The sequence below is a fragment of the Sphingobacterium corticibacterium genome (genome assembly GCF_004208525.1).
Classification (GTDB): Bacteria; Bacteroidota; Bacteroidia; order Sphingobacteriales; family Sphingobacteriaceae; genus Sphingobacterium; species Sphingobacterium corticibacterium.
Window position 1 is genome coordinate 1,150,375 of record NZ_SGIT01000002.1, and the last position, 20,786, is coordinate 1,171,160.

10 protein-coding genes are annotated in these 20,786 nt (G+C 43.4%); 2 read left to right on the top strand and 8 right to left on the bottom strand.

From position 1 onward, the window contains the following. Nucleotides 1-264: 264 nt before the first annotated feature. Entirely contained in the window at nucleotides 265-1,413 is a 1,149-nt protein-coding gene (locus EWE74_RS13020) for an aldose epimerase family protein (RefSeq protein WP_130141953.1), read from the bottom strand. 195 nt (nucleotides 1,414-1,608) lie between these two features. Between EWE74_RS13020 and EWE74_RS13025 the strand changes: the two genes are divergently transcribed. Further along, nucleotides 1,609-4,713 (top strand): ligand-binding sensor domain-containing protein, encoded by a 3,105-nt coding sequence (locus EWE74_RS13025; protein ID WP_130141954.1) that lies wholly within the window; start codon nucleotides 1,609-1,611, stop codon nucleotides 4,711-4,713. A 6-nt stretch (nucleotides 4,714-4,719) separates the two neighbouring features. Continuing rightward, complete coding sequence (locus EWE74_RS13030; RefSeq protein WP_130141955.1) at nucleotides 4,720-5,499, top strand: response regulator transcription factor; 780 nt, start codon at nucleotides 4,720-4,722, stop codon at nucleotides 5,497-5,499. A gap of 78 nt (nucleotides 5,500-5,577) precedes the next feature. Here EWE74_RS13030 and EWE74_RS13035 read toward each other — a convergent pair whose 3' ends face one another. The 7 genes from EWE74_RS13035 to EWE74_RS13065 all read right to left on the bottom strand — a co-directional run bounded on the left by EWE74_RS13035 (nucleotide 5,578) and on the right by EWE74_RS13065 (nucleotide 20,761). Beyond that, nucleotides 5,578-7,422, bottom strand: a complete 1,845-nt coding sequence (locus EWE74_RS13035; protein WP_130141956.1) for a glycoside hydrolase family 2 protein — start codon at nucleotides 7,420-7,422, stop codon at nucleotides 5,578-5,580. Nucleotides 7,423-7,519: 97 nt separating this feature from the next. Further along, complete coding sequence (locus tag EWE74_RS13040) at nucleotides 7,520-9,994, bottom strand: glutaminase family protein (protein WP_130141957.1); 2,475 nt, start codon at nucleotides 9,992-9,994, stop codon at nucleotides 7,520-7,522. Between the two features lie 24 nt (nucleotides 9,995-10,018). Then, nucleotides 10,019-12,316 carry a GH92 family glycosyl hydrolase gene (locus EWE74_RS13045; protein WP_130141958.1) on the bottom strand — a complete coding sequence of 766 codons (2,298 nt, stop codon included), beginning with the start codon at nucleotides 12,314-12,316 and terminating at the stop codon, nucleotides 10,019-10,021. Nucleotides 12,317-12,347: 31 nt separating this feature from the next. Next, the gene (locus EWE74_RS13050) at nucleotides 12,348-14,531 is read right to left on the bottom strand and encodes a hypothetical protein (RefSeq protein ID WP_130141959.1); all 2,184 of its coding nucleotides are present in this window, start codon (nucleotides 14,529-14,531) and stop codon (nucleotides 12,348-12,350) included. A gap of 58 nt (nucleotides 14,532-14,589) precedes the next feature. Beyond that, on the bottom strand, nucleotides 14,590-15,417 hold the full coding sequence (locus EWE74_RS13055) for a DUF3823 domain-containing protein (protein ID WP_130141960.1): 828 nt from the start codon (nucleotides 15,415-15,417) through the stop codon (nucleotides 14,590-14,592). Between the two features lie 61 nt (nucleotides 15,418-15,478). Beyond that, on the bottom strand, nucleotides 15,479-17,539 hold the full coding sequence (locus EWE74_RS13060; protein ID WP_130141961.1) for a RagB/SusD family nutrient uptake outer membrane protein: 2,061 nt from the start codon (nucleotides 17,537-17,539) through the stop codon (nucleotides 15,479-15,481). A gap of 42 nt (nucleotides 17,540-17,581) precedes the next feature. Continuing rightward, nucleotides 17,582-20,761, bottom strand: a complete 3,180-nt coding sequence (locus EWE74_RS13065) for a SusC/RagA family TonB-linked outer membrane protein (RefSeq protein ID WP_130141962.1) — start codon at nucleotides 20,759-20,761, stop codon at nucleotides 17,582-17,584. Between the last annotated feature and the right edge of the window lie 25 nt (nucleotides 20,762-20,786).

The window sequence follows — 20,786 nt, forward strand, 5'->3', positions numbered from 1 at the left end:
TAAATAAAGCTGCTATCGTTCTTACGCAACGTTTATATCTTTTTTTAAACAAGTGTGATTATTCGATTTACCTAGTTAGTCGGCGTTACTTCATCATCACTATTTTCGATTTCTAATTGCTGATACAATGTTAGAGAAAGGCGATTGCAATAATCCGTTAAATTGTCTCATTTTTTTGCATAATCGTATCAATCAGTAATACACAAAAAAAAGCGATGAGATAAAATCCACATCGCTTTCTATTAACCCAGATAGGTTGAATGCTTAATTCTGAATACCAAACTGATAGATGGTGGTACTGATATATTGCTCTCCCGGTTCCAAGATCGTCGTTGGCCATTCCGGCTTATTCGGTGAGTCGGGGTAGTGCTGCGGTTCTAGGCAAATACCCGTCTGCTTATGATAAGTAATCTCGCCTTTACCCTTTCGTGAACCATCCAACATATTGCCCGTATATACCTGCATACCCGGTTCTGTCGTATACACATCAAGCGAGATACCTGTAACAGGCGAATATACTGTAGCTGCCACATGTCCTAAGTTTCTATCCATACGGAGAACATAATTATGATCAAAACCTTGTGCTAGCTGCAACTGCTTATGCGAGCTATCACGTGATAAAGCATCTCTAACTGAAATAGGATCCGTAAAATCAAATGGGGTCGATGCCACATTTTCTATCGTACCCGTGGTGATAAGTTCTTCATTCAAGGGCGTGTAGCTATCGGCATTGACCAAAAGCACATCATCTAAAATCGTATGCTCGGGGTTACCGGACAAATTAAAGAAACTATGATTCGTCATATTGATAACCGTTTTCTTATCAGTATCTGCCAAATAGTCTATTTTCAAAGCATTCTCTTCGTTTAAAGTAAACGTTACTTTGACGTTAACTTCACCCGGAAACCCAGCTTCCCCATCTTTCGAGACATAACGTAATATAAGCGAATTATCCGCAGGCTGTTCGGCGTCGAACACTTGGCTACGCCATCCTTCTGCTCCGCCGTGAATAGTATGCTCTCCGTCATTGACATCTAATGAAATTGTGTCTCCATCCAATACAAATTTTCCGTAAGCAATTCTGTTTGCGAATCTTCCAACAGTGGCACCAAATGACGATGGCTTGTCTACGTATTCTTGTATGTTGTCAAAGCCTAACACGACATCTTGCAGCTGTCCATCACGATCTGGCACCAATAAGGAGACTATTCGACCACCATAATTTGTTATACAAATCTCTGCACCTGATTTATTTCGCAAGGTAAATAAATCCGTTTCTTGACCGTTTATAACACGTTGAAAATTTTTCCGTTCGAGTCCTGAAGCAGTTTTCTGTTCTTGAACATTATTTTGGCAAGCGCCGACGAGCACCACGATCAATACCGAAAGTACGTTTATTTGATTTTTCTTCATGCGTTTATTTTAAGTTTCTCAATATTAAAGATTTTCTCTAACATTTCGGATCAATTGAAAAGAAACGCATGATAAAGACATATCCAGAGAATTCCAATCAAAATTGTCTCAATAAACTCGGAATTTGTCTCAAAAGATATTTTCCATTGCCTGTTATCAAAACTTGTCCTATTTTTATACGATAAACCTGTTTACATGTTAGCAAGAATTTGGCTTTTTTTGTTTTTTTGTGCTTTCGCTCTACGACTAGCGGGTTCACCCTATTACTTCAATCATTTCCAAGTGAACAGGGGATTATCAAACAATGCCATATTATGTAGTGTACAAGATCAGGATGGCTTTATCTGGTTTGGCACACGGGATGGATTGAACCGATTTGATGGGTATCGCTTCAAAAACTTTTTCCACGAATCGGAAAATGAAAAAAGCCTCGGGAGCAACCTCATCCATAGCCTTATGGTACGCAACACGAATGAGATCTGGGTGGGAACCGACCAAGGCATCTATATCTATGACCCGCAACAGGAGGAATTTTCACTTTTTGATAAAGTTTACAAAAGTGAGACCCTCCAGATTTCTGAAGACAGCCAAAGGAATATTTGGTTTATCTCCAATAGTAGTCTCAACAAATATGATCCGAAAACGCAAGAGGTTGACAGAACCTATGCAGAGCGATGGAAGGAAAAAACGCATGCCTTCTGTATTGACCAGAATAATGAAGTCTGGATAGGGTTAAAGAGAAGTATTTGCCATGTGAACAGCGGGAAGGAATATACTTTTTCCGATAGTGAACAATTCACGGGAGGCGTGGAAGAGTTGTTTGTAGACAACAACAACGACATTTGGATCGGGACGTCTCACCACGGGGTTTACAAATGGAACAGAAACAGCAAAGAAGCCCAACATATAATCAAAAACATCGGCAATAAACCCCTTTATGTACGAGAAATAGCCCAAGTAAACGAAAATAAGCTATGGATTGGAACGGAAAGTGGGTTATTCATACACGAGATCAATACGCATAAAACAACGCATATCACGCATGAAAAAGACAATCCATGGAGTCTTTCGGATAACGCGGTGTATTCTGTTATGAAAGACAACCAAGACGGGATATGGATTGGGACGTTTTTCGGTGGAATAAACTATTATCACCCACAGCATAATCTATTTGAAAAGATCTTTCCGCGTAACTCGCCTAATTCTATTGGCGGACACGCCGTTAGAGAAATCGTAGAGGATAAACAGCAAAACCTATGGATCGGCACGGAAGATCAAGGGCTGACCTATTGGGATCAAAGAACAAATAACTTCATCAATTTTGGAACAGAATCCGGTTTGGCACATAGCAATATACATGGCTTGCTCATTACAGGAGACAGCTTACTTATTGGTACCTTTTTTCAAGGACTCGATGTTATAGACATACGACAAAAAAAGGTGATCAAACATTTTGATACTAACAACACCAATCACACGCTCAAGAATAACTTTATTTATCATATCTATAAAACATCCAACGGCAAAATCCTCTTGGCAACTGCCCCCGGGATTTTTCAATTTATTCCGGGCGAAAATCGTTTTGTTCCTTTTAAAGGTGTGCCCGGACATGTGTTTTTTACGTCTATTTTTGAGGATAAGGGGCATACATTATGGTTCTCCACCTGGCGTGACGGACTATACAAATTAGATCCGGAAGAAGATAAACCGACACGTTTTATACATGACCCAAAAGATCATTCTACGATTAGTGGCAATCGGGTGACTCGTGTATTTCAAGACTCAAAAGGAAAGATTTGGGTTGCTACGGAGAGTGGCTTATGTCTTTACGATAAAAACAATCAATCCTTTAGACGTTTTACCTCCAAAGACGGATTGCCGAGCAACCTCATTTTGGCCATGCAAGAAGACGATGCCGAAAACCTATGGATATCCACAACCAAGGGATTGGTGAAAATGAATATCCTCTCTTATAGAATTGAAACTTATAATTTAGAACATGGCCTATTGGATCTCCAATTCAATTATAATTCTGCTTTCAAGGACTCGAATGGATTGCTCTACTTTGGTGCATCGAAAGGACTGATCCGATTTGATCCGGCCTCTATCACCGATTTATATAAAACGAATTTTGACACCCCTATTTACATTACGGGTATCCAGACAAACCAACAAGAACTGACTATAAACGACAAAAGCAGCGCGCTATCAAAATCTATTTTGTATACCAACAAAATAAAGTTGAAATACGACGAATCAACCGTTAGCCTCGATTTTGTTGCTTTAAATTTTGCCTCGGCAAATGCGACCTCCTACTTGTATAGGCTAGTCGGACTAGATACGACATGGACGTTTTTACGGAATAACACTAAAGCAAATTTCACGAAGATTCCCCCTGGCAAATATACCTTTGAAGTTATGGCTGCTGACGCCAATAGAATGCCAATTTCAAAAGTAAAATCGCTAGAAATAGTTATACTCCCTCCCTTTTGGGCCAGTATTCCAGCTTATATTATTTATGCATTATTGACTATGGGCTTAATAAGCGCTTTGATTTATCGTTACGATCAGAAAATGAAGGAGAGGAATAGACAACGGTTAGAAAAAATAAAAGTACATAAAGAAAAAGAACTGTACAAAGCAAAAATGGATTTCTTTATGCAGATAACGCATGAAATTAAAACGCCGTTGACGCTGATCAAAGCACCACTCGAAAAGATCATGCAGGGAGACGAACCCAGGAAATCAGAAAAGTGGTTGAGAACCATCCAGCAAAACACCGAAAAATTACTCCTAATGACCGATAACTTACTGGATTTCAGAAAAGTAGAAAGTGATCATTTTTCACTAAAACTTAAGAGACAGTCGGTAGCTTCTCTTATTTTAATCTGTCTACAAGATTTCGCTCCATTGATTGAAAGTAAGCAAATCAAATTGACCAAATCCTTGGATAGAACTTTATGTGCCAACGTCGATATTGAAGCAATGTATAAGATCCTTTCTAATTTATTGTCAAATGCTATCAAATATGCAGAAAAGGGGGTCTATATAAATCTTTATAAAAGAACGGAAAAAGCGAGCTTCTGCATTGAAGTGAAAAACGATGGTATTTTACTATCCGACGAAGAGATAACACAGATTTTCGAACCCTTTCAGCGTGCTAGCACACATTATCGCGTTAAAGGTTCCGGATTGGGGTTAGCCCTCGCGTACTCCTTCACCTCGTTACATGGGGGGACATTAGAATACAGAAAGAATTCAGAAAATTTAAATATCTTTGTGCTAGAAATACCATTATAAAACACTATGCCAGTAGATTTTGAAACAGAAAAATCCATTATTTTGTTAGCAGATGATCACGCGGACATCTTGGATTTTATAGCGGACGACTTGGAAGACAAATATGAGATTGTAAAAGCCCACAATGGAAAAGAGGCTTTAGCATATGTCTATGCGCATGATGTTGATTTAATTGTCAGCGATATCATGATGCCTCAATTAAACGGATACGAGTTTTGCACCAAACTGAAAGAGGATGAAAAATACAGTCATATACCTTTTATCATGTTGACGGCAAAAAACAGCCTGCAATCTAAAATCGAAGGATTGGAATATGGAGCAGATGCCTATATTGAAAAGCCTTTTTCTCCTAATTTCTTAGAAGCTCAAATCGCGAGCCTATTACGCAACAGAAAACATGTAAAAGATCATTTTCAACGGATGCCCAGTAGCCCATTGGATATCAGCGGACATAATAAATCCGATCAAGCGTTCTTAAAAAAACTTAATAAGTTGATTTTGGAGAACATGGCCGATCCATCGCTCTGTGTCGATATGTTAGCTGATCGACTATATATGAGTAGACCTACGCTTTATCGAAAAATAAAGGTGTTATCCGATTTATCTCCCAATGAACTCATCAACTTAACACGGTTAAATAAAGCCTCACAACTGTTGTTGGATGGTGAATACAAGGTTTATGAAATAGCAAATCTTTTGGGCTTTAGTACCGCGTCACATTTTTCCCGTAATTTTCAAAAGCAATTTGGCATCAGTCCCAAAGATTACGCCTCAAAGCATAAATAGATATCAAAATAAGAAAAAGCTCGAATAATTTTACTATCCGAGCTTTCTTCTTAAAGGTTGTAAAGGGGGATTATATCATTATTTAACTACATGATTATATAGCACTTCATGCATTTTCTTAAGTTCTGCTTCTGGAATTTTAATAACTTTTCTGTCGTACGTCATCAAACCATTTGTTTCCACTTCTACATCCGTTGTCTGCGTATAAACGCCCGCAGATAATCCGCGTTTAATCAGCTCATTCAGGTCTGTTACCAATTCCTGATAACGCTTGGTAAGCTCTTCTTTATTTTTAAACGATTGGTAACCCCAGTTGTCTTTCTCCTGCCAAGTATGTCCTTCTACCGGTAGCCCTAAGCCGCCAAACTCGCCCAACGCCAGTATGAATTTGTCGCCAAAAAGATTCGGATCGGGCATGGCAGCACCTGGATAATTGTGGATATCCAATATATGTCCGATAAAGGCGAAATTCCCTCCACTGGCGCTATTCACTAATCGCGATGGATCATAGTTCATCGTCCATTCCGTAATTTCTTTCGTTTTGAACTGTCCCCATGCTTCATTGAAAGGTACCCAAATCACAATACTCGGAAAGTTATGTAATGCATCCATAATAGCCTTCCATTCTTTTTTATAGATCGCTTCGGATTCAGGTGTCCGATCCTTATCATGGATACCATTGGAAATTTTACCGGGCTGCATATCCCAGATATTTCCACCAAGATCACCACTCGGCATATCTTGCCAAACCAAAATACCGAGGCTATCACAATGACGATACCAACGGGCAGGTTCTACTTTGATATGCTTACGAATCATATTAAAGCCCATCTCTTTGGTTTTAACAACATCAAATTTCAATGCCTCGTCAGTTGGCGGTGTATGTAGACCATCTGGCCACCAACCTTGATCTAAGGGTCCATAATGGAACACAAACTCATCATTCAAATACATACGCTGAATGCCGTCGCTTCCTTTCTTCATGCTTATTTTTCGCATAGCGAAATAACTCTTCACCTGATCCACTACTTTTTTACCACGTAGCAATTTGATTTGCAGGTCATAAAGCTTCGGATTTGTAGGACTCCATAACGTCAGATTCTTCACGGATAAAGCCGATTCTTGGTTTACACCTAGCTGCTGTTCGCCAATCTTCTGTGTGCCGTCATAGATCTCTACAAGCAATTCATCTCCTGCTTTTGCTCCCGCTACCTCCGCCGAAAAATGCAATACGGACTGATCTACATCAGGGGTGTGTTTCGTATTTACGATATAACTTTCGGGTACATTTTCCAACCAAACAGTTTGCCATATTCCCGTTACAGGGGTATACCATATCCCATGTGGATTATTGATCTGTTTTCCACGAGGCTGTGGCCCTTCGCTTGTCGGATCCCATACGCGTACCACAACGTCTTGTTCCGTACCCTTTTTTAAGGCAGCGGTAATATCGAAAGAAAAGGGGTCAAAACCACCTTCATGCTGACCGATATGCTGTCCATTGACATATACGTCACATTGCCAGTCTACCGCACCAAAATGTAGCAAAGTACGCCCTTTGCGAAGTGTTTTTGGTATGGATATCGTTCTATTATACCATAAGGCTTTGTCTTTCCCGACTTCTTTTCCTACACCAGATAAGGCGGATTCAATCGCAAAGGGAACCAATATATCTCCTTCCCAAGATGTTGGTTTTTCGGAAACGGATTTGTCTACAACGGTATACTTCCATAATCCATTTAAACTTTTCCAATTGTCCTTGCGTTCCAACTGTGGTCTCGGATACTCCGGATGCGGATTCGCTGGATCCAGCTGTTCCCCCCAGGTGGTTAAAATTTTGTCCCCTGCTGGTTTCCAATCCTGCGCCTGTACAGCGAACCAACTCGTCGTGACTAAACATGCTAATGCAAAAAATCGCTTCATTATTGTTTCTATTTTGATTTCCCGGTTTATATTCCAAAAATGCAATATAAAGAAAACAAAACCTTAACCTTTTAATTCAAAATAGCATCAAATCGTCTCAATGTCCCTGATTTTCCCATCGCTCCGCGAGCAATTTCATATAAAAGCCCCCCACAACACTTCTTGCTTTAAAGTTTTCACGGATACCAGTAGTACTATCATAGAAGTCATTCAGCGGTACACGTGTAGGAGCTTCCAATACAAAGCGGTATAACGGATCGATAAACTTTTCGAACGTCGCTTGGTCATCCGACAAGGTTGCTGTCCAGATAATCCAGTCGTTCTTCGTATAGTTTTTACGACTATCGAGGGGCAAGCCAAAACGATTCATACGCGGCAGATAATAGGCAAGCTCCTTATCAACCACTTCCTTTGGGAACAGGCCGAAACTCAAAACTTTATCCCAGATCAGATTATATTTCTGGCTCCAGGTATTTGGGTCGTCGAACGTCAGCGCATAGTGATCACCACCATCTGCCAAGTCCATCCATTTGGGTACCATCTCCTCAGCGATCTTCCGGTAACGAACGGCAACATCCTTTTTTCCTAGCATATCAGCCAATCGGGCATAACTTGCTATTCCCATAATAGCTTTTAAAGAAAGATTAGCATTGCGTGCAAGATGGCCGGCGAAATCGTCCGTACAGAGCTGTGTTTTCGGATCCAATCCTTCTTTCACCAGATAATCGGTCCATTGGGTTAAAACCTGCCAATGTTTTTCTGCATACTGCGCATTTCCTTCTGCACGAGCTATTGCCGCAGTCATAATCAACATATTCCCGGATTCTTCTATCGGCATCGGCTCGCCATATGTCTGTCCGTTTGCCCAGGGATAGGTCCCCAAATCGTGTGCCGCCCAAGGGTGTGGATATTTCCCACTTTCACTAAAATAGAAAATACCATTTAGCATCCCCTGTAGCAAAACTGGGTTATATATTAAATACAATGGTGATGAAGGATAGGTCACATCTACCGTATTAATAAAGCCCCCACTATTATTTTCTTTCGAAAGCCACAGTACTTCTCCTGTCGGACTTTCAACCAGCGTATGTGCGGCAATACTTTGCCGATAGGCCAAAACACAGAGGTGTGCATATTTTTCCCCACCCGTTTGTGCGACCTGACGTCGCAATGTACTGTCAAAAACCGTGCACCGCTGTATCAATTTGTCGTAGTCCTCTACCGCAGCATGCAATTGTGTCTCGAAGGAACGATCTCCATTTTTGTTCCACCAAGGACGTAAATCCGCTTGGAAATACTGAATGGCATATACTTCATCGTATCCGATGGTCAGAAAGCGATTCGCAGGAGTAGTACCTACCTGACCTAACGAAATTTCGGTATGTAGCGTCAAAGATTTTCCTTGATAGGGGCTATCATGGCCAGATATAAACTGTTTGACATTTCTGTCTGTGGGTACCGCCACATATAAGTGTCCCCAATCTATACGCATATCGTCAGCTCCCTTTTGTAATATGGGTTGCTCAACCGTACCCACTTTCAGTATAGAGAGTGTTCCGTCTTTATAGACCTGTCCTTTTACTTCCTGTTGATCAGCCATATAAACCGCTATATCTGACGATACTTCCTGATGTATCTTAACGTCATGTTTTTTTCCATCCTTCGCCAGCACTTCGTAGGAGACATAGGAGACGGGTCGTGCAAGAAGGTCAAGATCATCCATTAACAATGGTGAAGTGAAGGTAACGCCCAGTTCAACGCCCCCACAATCAAATCTATACATCGTTTGTGTAGCATGCACATCTACCGAAATCTGCTTCGCAACGACTACATCTGCCTTATCCGATGGGATTTTATTTACCAAATCAAAATCTAAGAAACGACCACCTGCTGTATTTTTCAAGTGAATCGCGAGCACATTTTTACCCTCGCGTAAAAGTCCTTTTGCTTTAGACGAAATATCGAAATATTCGAAACGATTATTCCAACCGTCTTTCTTAAACACAAGAGCGCCATTTAAATACACTTCAACATTATCATCATGCTGTAATTTCAAGAATAACGGTTCATTTTTATCTATTTTTCCAAGAGAGAATTCCCGTCTTACCCAGATATTATCTGATTCCCAAAAAGTACCCGATAAAACTTTGTTGTCTGAGATTGGTAACACGCCTTCCTTCCAATTCGAATCTTCAAAGTTCAATCCACTCCATCTACCATTTTGAGCTTTCTCCATATATTTTATCCGAGGTTTGCCATCCGCTGCAGCGTGGGCTATTATCGTTTGGTAACGGGGAGCGTCCTTACCCATAAAACGGTATAGGACACCATCCACTTCAAGATAACCTGTTAATCCATGCGCAACACCGGTCCAGTGCTCAGTGGCTTTATCTGTCAATAGATCGCTAGTCGACCAAATACTGAAATTCGGATTATGTGTAATCAACGGATAGGCCGGTGCTTTTCGAACTTGATTAACCTGTCCATAGGTCGTTAATATGCATAAAATAAAGACGAAGAAACCTGTGCCGACGTACTTCCCGTTTCTTATAAAATTTTGAACTTCTACCATATTGTTCTCTTATAATTTATAATACTACTTTTTCTCCCGTAATTCATCAGAAAACGAATACGGCTTATTTTCATTTGCTATGCCTCGGGATAGATTAGGCTGCGCAGACATACGGAAATTTAGTTTAGCCCCCTTATATAAGTCGGCGATACGCAAGAAATTGTGCGTATAGTTTTTTCCATTTACACGTAACTGATCGACGTATACGTTTCCTTTCGATTGGTTACTCGCCGAAATAACGATTTTTTTCCCATTTTCCAGCTGCAAGGTCACCTCGTCGAACAGCGGAGATCCCAGCACATATTCGCCAGACCCTGGTGCTACCGGATAGAAGCCCATCGCAGAAAACACGTACCAAGCGGAAGTCTGTCCGTTGTCCTCATCTCCACAATATCCGTCAGGAGCAGCAGAGTAAAGCTTATCCATAATCTCCCGTACCCAATACTGCGTCTTCCACGGAGCCGCTGAATAGTTGTAAAGATAAGGCATATGTTGTATAGGCTGATTGCCGTGCGCATATTGCCCCATATTCATAATCTGCATCTCCCGCATTTCATGGATCATCCCGCGGCTTTTCATCCCCTCCAAACTAGGCACCAAAAAGACAGTATCTAACATGCCGGTAAAAGCCTCATTGCCCCCCATTAAGTCGACCAACCCTTGTGGATCATGAAATACGCAAAAGCTCCAATGCCATGAATTGCCCTCCGTAAACTCGTCCGACCATGCGCTAGGGTCAAAATTCGCGATAAAGGAGCCATTTTTATTTTTTCCGCGCATAAGCTTGGTTGAAGGGTCATAAAGATTTTTGTAATTAAGGGCTCTTTGGGCGTATATGTTGGTTTCTGCATCCGGTCGTCCCAAAGCCTTTCCAAACTGATATATACACCAATCATTGTAGGCATATTCTAATGTCCGAGCAGCATTCTGCGAAATCCCTGCATCAGCGGGTATATAGCCTAATTTGTTATAAAGTTCATGTCCATACCGTCCGGTCGACGTGTTCTTTGGATGCACATTATTTGCGCCCCATTGCACCGCTTCCCATAGCACCATGGGATCATACCCTTTTCTACCGGTGAGATAAGCATCTGCCACCACAGAAGCAGAATTATTTCCGATCATGGAAGCACGATGTCCGGGAGATGCCCATTCTGGCAGAAAACCGCTTTCTTTATAAGCATTTACCAATCCCTCTTGCATACGGTCATTCATAGAAGGATAAAGCAGATTTAACAACGGAAAAAGACTTCGAAATGTATCCCAAAACCCTGTATCGGTAAACATCTCTCCTGGCAGTACCTGTCCGTTATATGGACTATAGTGCACGCGGTTTCCTGCGGCGTCTATTTCGGAAAGATCACGTGGAAAGAGTGTGGAGCGATACAGACAGGAATAAAAAGTGCGGAGGCGGTCGATATCTTGATCTTTAACGCGGATACGTCCAAGGACCTCATTCCATTGCTGGCGACCTTCGTTAGCAACCTCTTCCAAGGATTTCTCGCGTACCTCATTTAAGTTCAGCGACGCTTGCTCAAAACTAATGAACGAAGAGGCTACGCGGGCTGTTATCTGTTGTCCTTTTTTTAATCCTTTGAAGCCAATAATTGCACCCGCATGATCTGCCGTTACTTCCAAGCCATCCGAATTTATGTTTCCATTATTCACGACAAAATGGCTGTCCATGGGCTGATCAAACTCAATGATAAAGTAATTCTTAAAATTCTCCGGTGTTCCTCCACTATTGCGGGTATTATAACCAATAATCTTATTTTCTTCCGGCATAATCTTGATGAAAGAACCTTTGTCGAAAGCGTCAATGACAACATACGCACTATCAGTCTTCGGAAAAGTAAAGTTGAACACGACAGCCCGTTGCGACGGACTGAACTCCGTCGTGATATCGTGATCCGCCAGAAATACACTATAATAATATGGCTTCGCGATTTCTGCTTTATGGGAGAACCAACTCGCTCGTGCATCCTGGTCAAACACCGGTTGCCCCGTTATAGGCATCAACGAAAATTGTCCGTAATCGTTATTCCAAGGACTAGGCTGGTGTGTCTGTTTAAAACCTTTAATTTTATCTGCAGTATAGCTATATATCCATCCGTCACCCATATTGCCGGTTTGTGGTGTCCAAAAGTTCATACCCCAAGGACGGGCGATAGCGGGATAGGTATTCCCTGTTGAAAGTTCATATTTAGATAAGGTACCTACCAACGGGCTTACGTAATCTACTGGTTCGGGTGATTGTGCAAAGATTTTCGGAAGGCTCGCCGTCCATAATAGAATTAACAGAAAAAAAGAATGTTGTTTCATGAATGTTATTTAAAGATTATTTATTTAATTTCTACCATACAAATGTTACCTCGACACCGTCCGGGTCATTTTCAAATCCCAGCAGATAAGTCTTCGACCCCTCATGCCAGTTTCGTTTGTCGAATACCTCTTTTCCTTGGACTTTTACGCTTGTCGGCCGTTTTGGAAGAAGTACCCGAGACACATTGGTGGTTTCAATCGGACTCTTCGCCACATAAGCATAACCGGATGTCGTGATTTTTTCATCATAAACACGGCTCGCTGCAGCTAAGACTTGTGGCTTTTGCTTGTCGGGGATCAACTCCACATTTAGAAAGTAGCCTTGTGAACCAGGGGCAATAGAACGCTTACTATATACGGGCAATTTAGGATCAAATAGATCAATCAAAGTTCCCCTGACGGTGTAGTTCTCTTCACTGACACTTTCATCCATCACTGCCATCAACTCAAACGGTCCGCGCTGCAAATAAAAGTTATTTTTGAAGACCAACGTGTCGCCGCTAGCGGCTTGGTATCGCTCTTGTGTTACCTTAATTAGTTGCTGGCTGTTGTTTGTTTTAAGGGTATAATCTTTTGGATCCATCCGGATAATCTGTACAGATCCCCTACCGTACGTATATACGCCGCCGTCTGCTCCCAGTGGAATACCCATTTTTTCAAAAAGATGATCCGCTGGAGCCGCATAAGCATTACCTTTCGTATTCCACCATTCCTGTACTGTCTGGAACGGATCATTGTCGGTCCCGCTATAGACCAACTGTCCCCCTGCTTTTACCCATGCAGCCAAATACTCGTGTGCAATCGGATCAAGCGGTTTCATATTCGCATAGGTCATGAGCAAAACTTTGGTGTCCTTCAGCGCTTCTTTGTACCCTAAGTTCTCGATGTGTACCGTTTTTACCGGTACACCGCGTTTTAGGAAAGGAAGAGCAAGCCCATAAAAGTTTGCCAGCTGTGGATCGTCGTATCCTTCGTGCGTTGGGAAACGTTGGAACATCAATGAATTCGCCATCAACACCGAGATCCCTTCGCTTCCCGACAATTTATTTTCACTTAGTGGCATCTGGTTCAAGGTATTGATCATGACCTGCATCTGCGTGGAATAATGGCGCGGGATACGTTCCTTTTGATCACTATTCGGATTTGTCCGGTACAACCCTTCGTAAATTCGCTCCGGCCAAGGCATAACCTCATAGTCAGCAATATTTGGATACAGCAATTGCGCGACAAATGTCGCTTGATAATTGGTTTTATAATCTACCCAATCCTTGGCTCGATCTTCAATAGGATCGGTCAGAAAGAACATCTTCCTGCCCGTAGGTGCAGTCATCGATTCCATGGATCCATATTCCAAATAGGCCGTTTCAAATACCCGTTCCTTTTCTTTTCCATTAAAGTGGTTTGGTTCTCGTGAAGTACCTGTCCAAACTTGTGCGATATAGCCATCTACTACCGGCAAAGATGCCAAGCTAGCCTCGGGAGAAACGATCATCCATTGGGCATAATTGACGAGTGAATGTGTGGGGACATAACATTTCACATCCATGCCTTTCGATTTACCGTACTCCTTGGCAAACGTGAACACCTCATTCAACGCCTTATAGTAGAGATGATATTTGAGCTTATTAGAAAGATAGGTATTCTCCGGAGATTCGTGTTGTGGGCGCCAATCAAAGCCATAATATTTCTTCCATTCCCGCTTGAACGATTCGCTATAGCCTGCTCTCGCCCAGAATTCCGGTTCTTCCATAAATATGGCATCAATTCCCGCATCGATGACAGGCTTCACATGCTTTTCCTTCAGATACGCAAGGAAGTTATCCGTCGGCACAATGTAGGGAACCATATGGCCATGCCATATAGTATCCTGCTGCCGGGTCACCTGCCCCTCGTCCAGATGCCATTCGCCATCCCATTGACCGGTGAAATAATCCTGATATTCACCCCAGGCAATCCCGGTCATAAAATGAATCGTATAGCCCCTGTCTTTCCAGGATTTGACCCGCTCGTTAAACGGCACCCGTTTGTGCTTATCTGACGGGTTTCCGCCTACGCCGTAGATCATAACCGCGTCAGCGCGGTTATCAATTGTCGGACGCCACTCTCGGGATGTCTGGAAAGTTGTTTTGACTTGATCTGCCGTTTTTTGGGCGACGAGCGGGCTGCTAATTTCCAGCAAGCATCCAACCCCTATTAATATTCTCCAATTTACCATAATCATCCTTTAATTCACCAATCTGTTCATCGGTCGACCAATACTTCTTTGGTTTCCCTTATTTTACCATTACTTCTTTCGCATCCGTATAGTTATATCGTCTTGTACCACTTCCTGCAGGCGTATCGTAATTGATACGGGCTGCTGCACGGATAAAAACAATACGGCCGCTAGGGAGAGGGGCATCTGCTGTTTGTTTAGATTCAATCGTCACCGTCTCGCCTAGCAGATGATTAAGAGATCCATTTGCGGGTTTAATTTCATTCGACCACCGTTCATCCCGGGCACGATAGCCCACTGAAGAGGAATAGCTGACGAAAAGCTGTATATCAATAAGGTTCTGAAAGCTGTTGCTGTATCCGCCCATAGGTTCTATTTTCTCTCGGAATTCACTTTCCGAAACCCCTCGGGTCACGCGCACTTGTGCTTGAATCTTCCCGTTAACAACGCGAGGTTCCCCCACCCACTCCACGTTAAGAAATGGCTGCACCTCAAACCGGACTTGCGTTACCCCCTCGATATCGATATCCTTCGTTTCATCTGCAATAGGCACACCACGTTCATCCTCCCGCAACAACGGAATAAAAGGACCGTCTAACTGGACGTTATATCTTCCTTTAAAAACCTTGGTATTTTGGAAAGTGCCGTCTGGCATACAGAAAAAGTCAGGATTAGGCGTAACATTATCTCCCCAGCTGGTTTCTATGAGACGCACCCGAATCCCCTCACTTCCTTGGTCGGTTAGCACCGGCTCTCCGGTAGCTACATCAACCACTTCACCTTGCAATGTTTCGGCTGGAGCTGGATAATTATCCAGCTCAAACATACTGCAGGAAGCCAAAAAGAAAAGAGACGTTAATGATATAAAAAAGCTTGTCTTTTTCATCTGATTATTTTTATAATTTCTTTATTCAATTAATTTACTTTACCAACTATTCCCCTAAACATTACCTGTTCGGTTGCTGGTCGATGACGGAACTCTTTGCAACTTCTCCTCCGGGAATGGCAAAATAATAGTCGATTACATTGTATTCAAATGTTTTTAAGCTCACCCATTGGAACCGTGCATCGAAAAAGTATTTTCCGCTACTGGTCGAAAAGAAAGGGTAAAGCCCGCGGAAACGGTAACGTGTATTGTTACTAAAGGCATCTCTATTTCTATTTTCACCCCAGAAGCCATTCCTTCCTTCGTAGTGCTGTACCCTCCATCTCCGGATATCCCATTTAGATTTATGTTCTAAAGCCAATTCTTTACGCCGCTCTTTTCGTACGATGTTACGGCCACTCTCCGTCGATGTAATTGTACTGGTAAGCAGTGACGCCCCAGCCCGCTCTCTGATCTCGTTAACCGCTTGTGTGGCTACCTGCATCAGATCCGATCCGTCAGGAGATCCCTCTCCTGCGAGCGATAACTCAACGGCAGCTTCCGCCGCATTCAACAGTACTTCCGCATAACGCATCAGCACGAAATGTTGATCCGATCTTCCTTCTGCCGCGACGAAAGATGGATCCGGGTTCAACCATTTTCTGCCATAAAGCCCGGTCAGGTTGCCCTCTCCATTATCGAAGAATGGACCGTTCGCACCAGCGGCCGTCATTTGTGTCCCGTTGTAATTGACCAACTCTTGGCTAGTGCCTTCTCTTGGGCTTAGGTAGAGTGTTTTAGGAGTAGCCCGGTAAGCATTCAGGTTTTGATACCTTGTTTCAGCCGCCTGATAGGAATAATCATTAAAAAACGGCTGTATAGGTGTAGCACCGGTATAAACACCTGCCCGAATTTCGATGTCAGCGCCTTTGAATCGGTCTCCCGGGAAAATAACATATGCCCGCAGCCGTGGTTCCGCATTCTCAAAAAATTCCATAGGCGAGTCATACATGAGATATTCTCCCTGTGTGTTGGAGTTACCGGTCGTCACTTTGATTGTACCATCCGGATAACGGTTAAATCCTTCGAAAAGCTCCATAAAATCGAGTGTGGGGCAGGTTCCTGACGCTAACGGTGCTTTAAAAATAAAAGGTGCGCTGTAGGCATCATATCCATGTGTGGCTACTGGAAAAGTATATTCTTTCACGAAGATATTTTCCGGACTTTCCACATCACTGAACATGTCGACCATATTCTGATACTGGGCTTCCGGGTTATTTGCTGCCCATTTTTTCTTGTAAAGCGCATACTTCCCGTCGTTCATAATCTCCCTAGCCGCAAGATAGGCCTCCCTGAAATATTTTTTCGATGCGGGTTGCCACGCATTTTCCGCAAAGCCAATAACCCGGGCACCAGTTTTGTCCCCCAATCCGGTGAGACGACCGGGTACCGTTTCATTATACTTGGCTACACTTCCTGCGTAAAGCATGGCTTCTGATTTAAATGCTAAAGCAACATACTTGTTGGCATAGCCGCGCTTAGGACTTTCCGGGGATAGTAATTCGGCCGCCTGATTAAAATCGGCAAGCACCTGATTCCAGGTTTCTTCCTCACTGGCACGTGGTACTTCTAACGCAGCGGGCTCGGCGGGATACTGCATCACCTTGGTCACCAAAGGTACACCACCGAATCTTCTGGCCATCGCATCAAAGACGAATGCCCTTACGAAATAGGCTTCGCCTAAATAGTGATTATAGGTAATCTCGGGAAACGCATCTTGGTGAAGCGGAAGATTTTCGATGAGATAGTTGGCATCCCGTAAAAGCGTCATGGCCTTGCCCCAATACGGCGTCCGCTCACTGGTAAAAGCCGCACTGATTCCATCGCGGTTCAGGGCCTCTCCGGTTCCTTCAATACCCATAGCGGCTAACCATCCATTGAATTCAACACCCCATTGCGCCATGTATTTAAAATCTTCGAACGGCATATTGCTGTACATTCTTGCTAGGTAAACGTCCATCCCCGATTCACTGGTAAACAAGTCTTCATCACCGACTATGCTCTTCGGCGGGATATCCAGAAATTTCGAACACGAGCTGAATAACATGCAGATAGCCAGTGTCAACTGATATATTTTTTTCATGTGATTGTTTTTTATCTTCATATAGTCCATAACACAAAGCGATTAAAAGTTGAGTGAAAGACCCGCCGTAATGGTTTTGTTCAACGGGTAGAGACGTCCCAATTCGTCCTCCGGGTGTTCCGGATCTACAAATTTTACACCTGTTATGGTAAACAAGTTGTAAGCATTAGCGAATACCCGCAGGTTCATCGTTGATGAAGGCCGGAATTTCGGTAACGTATATCCCAGCTCTATACTTTTGAGTCGGAGATAGGCCGTGCTCACCCGATTAAATGTGGAGGTTTCCAGCGGATAATTGCCCGTGAAGCCGTAATAACCGCTGACCCATTCCTGGGAAGGATCCCAAGGATCGGCTTGGGGATCAACCGTGTGCCATCTATCTACATACTGTTCAAGTATCCCGCCACCATTGGTACCCCAAATGGCACGAAGTGGTTCCAGATACTGCATGGAACCAAGGGCCGTTCCCTGTAGCAGGAAACTCAAATCGAAGCTCTTATAACTGGCGTCAAAATTAAAACTGAAGTTCATCCATGGTGTATTGTCGAAAAAGAGCGGACGCATGTCTAACCCATTGATCTCGCCATCCCCATTCCAATCTTCATATTTATAATTGCCCGGCAAAGTCTGATTGTCTTTATATACCGGAAAACTCCGGACATCATCCCAGTCTACATACTGTCCGGCTCCTTGATACCCGAACTGCATACCTTGAAAACGGTTATTGAGGTTGTCGTTACGCCATCTGTCGTATGAATTTCCCCACGGTCCCTTCTCCGAGCCTACTAGATGTTTCTGACGGGTAATGGTTCCGATAGCCTTTACCCGATAGGATAGATCGCCTATCTGATTTCTGTGCGAAATTTCGACATCCATCCCAAAATGCTTGTCGCTATCGAGATTCTCCCGAGGAGCAGTCGCCCCTACAACGGTTGGAAGATCACCTGTCTGACGTGCAAAAAGCCCTTTCCGTTCTCTTTCAAAATAATCCACGGCAAAGCCGAAAAGACCATTCCATCCTTCAAAATCGACACCAAGATTTAAGGTATTGGACGTGTACCACGTGATCAACTGGTTAGGTAGCGCAAGGGTCGAAACGCCATATATAAACTGGTTGCCAAACATATATCCGGGAGCGTATTGGGCATAATATCCATTTGCTGCATTATCAGATGTTGCGGGATAATTATATCCGGTCGCCCAGTCATATTGAAGGTCGCCATCGTCCCCCAATACACCATAACTTGCACGCAACTTTAACTGGTTTACGAACCGTAACTTATCCCAGTTCTTGAAAAACGGTTCTTCCGATATACGCCAACCCACAGATCCTGACGGAAAAAATCCCCATTGACGACCCGGGAGAAACTTCGAAGAACCGTCATAGCGGAATTGTACCTCCGCTATATACCGGTCGGCGAAGGTATAGTTCGCCCTTCCGAAAACTGCGGCATTGCTTGTCTCATAAATATCGTCGAATGAGTCGCTCATTCCACCGACCTGATCTTGGACAACACCCCCTAAAAGATAGTCCATAGCGAAAGCGAGATTGCGCTGTGCAAAGAAATTATCGCCGGTTTGCTTTTGCACCTCCCCGCCCAACATACCGGTCACCTGATGTAGGTTATTAAATTCCCGGGTATAATTTGCAACGAACTGTCCTAGCACTTGTTGCTTATCAAACATTTCCCGACGTATTTGGTTGGGCGCACTGAGGTTATACAGTTTCGGCACATACAATTCGGTTATTGGGTCGAGCGCATATTGATAATATTCTCTCCGATTGATATTGTTATTATCCATGCGGTAATCGTAACTTACCAACGCCTTTGCCGAAAGGCCTTGCAGCACATCACTGACCTCACCGAAATCGTAATTCAAGCTTGCAGACGATTGAATCTGTTTCTGACCCGTTTTACGATAACCCGAGATATCGGACGTCATCTTCGCCACGGTATTTTCTTCCAGGTCCAATCCATCATAGTTGAGCATGGTATTCTCCGGGTCTGCATACGCCGGAACGAGCACGCCCTGCCGCCAATAATTCCGGATAATATCCGCTGAACTCGAATAAGGACTATTACGCTGATCCACGATACCGCTCAAATTTAGGTCGAAGCTCAACCCCTTCGTCACTTCGGCACTGATATTTGAACGAAGGTTCACTTTCCTATAGTTCAAATCGCCTGATTTGAAGAAGCCTTCCTGGTACAGGTGTCCTACGCCGACGTAATATTGCGATTTGTCTCCGCCGCCGGTGATGCTCAGGTCTTGCTGTGTTTGAGGCGAGTAGTCGGAAAAGATTAACGACGTCCAGTCCGTTGTACGTCTCTTCCCTGTCCTAAAATCTTCAAACACGCTCTCCGGGTAAATGGTATTAAAAGGCGAAGCGATATTATTCCGAGCTCTTTCATTTTCAATCGTCATCGTTTGGTAGGGATCGGCAAGCACAGGCAATCCCGAAGGCCGCTGAAAGGTATAGGTACTATTCAACGAAACGCTTGTACGTCCTGTTTTTGTTCCTTTTTTTGTCGTCACAAGGACAACGCCATTGGCCGCCCGTACACCATAAATAGCTGCAGAAGCATCTTTCAATACCGATATATCTTCGATATCATTGGCATTAAGCCGTTGAAAATCTGCTGTAGTACGCGGTACCCCGTCGATAACGATTAATGGGCTACCTAAACCTCGAATATCAAAGTTGGCCGCGAAATTTCCTGGCTCGGCACTGCGTTGCCAAACCCTTACCCCCGGAACACGACCGGTGAGCATATTCTGAGGGTTTTCGTTTTTAGTTTTAATCATTTCCGACCCTTTGATATTGGATACAGCACCTGTTAAGGTGACTTTTCGCTGCGTACCGTATCCGACGACAACGACTTCTTCCAGCGCTGCCTCATCTGCTTGTAAGACAACATCTATGCGGCTTCGTGTACCGACGGTTTCTTCTGCACTTAAAAAGCCCACAAAAGAATAGTGCAGTACCGCTCCTTGCGGCACTTGAATGGTATATTGCCCTTGGGCATCCGTACTCGTAGCGATTTGGGGTGATGAGCCCTTCACGAATACGGATACGCCACTAAGTGGTTGGCCGTCGGAGCTGGCTACGCTCCCTGACACATTTACTTGCTGTGCCAACGACATTGCCGGAATCAGGAGAAACGCAAACCATATGGTGTGCATAAATATTCTCATTTCCATCTTTAAATTCTTGATCATACAGGTTCTTTTTTAACTCTATTGA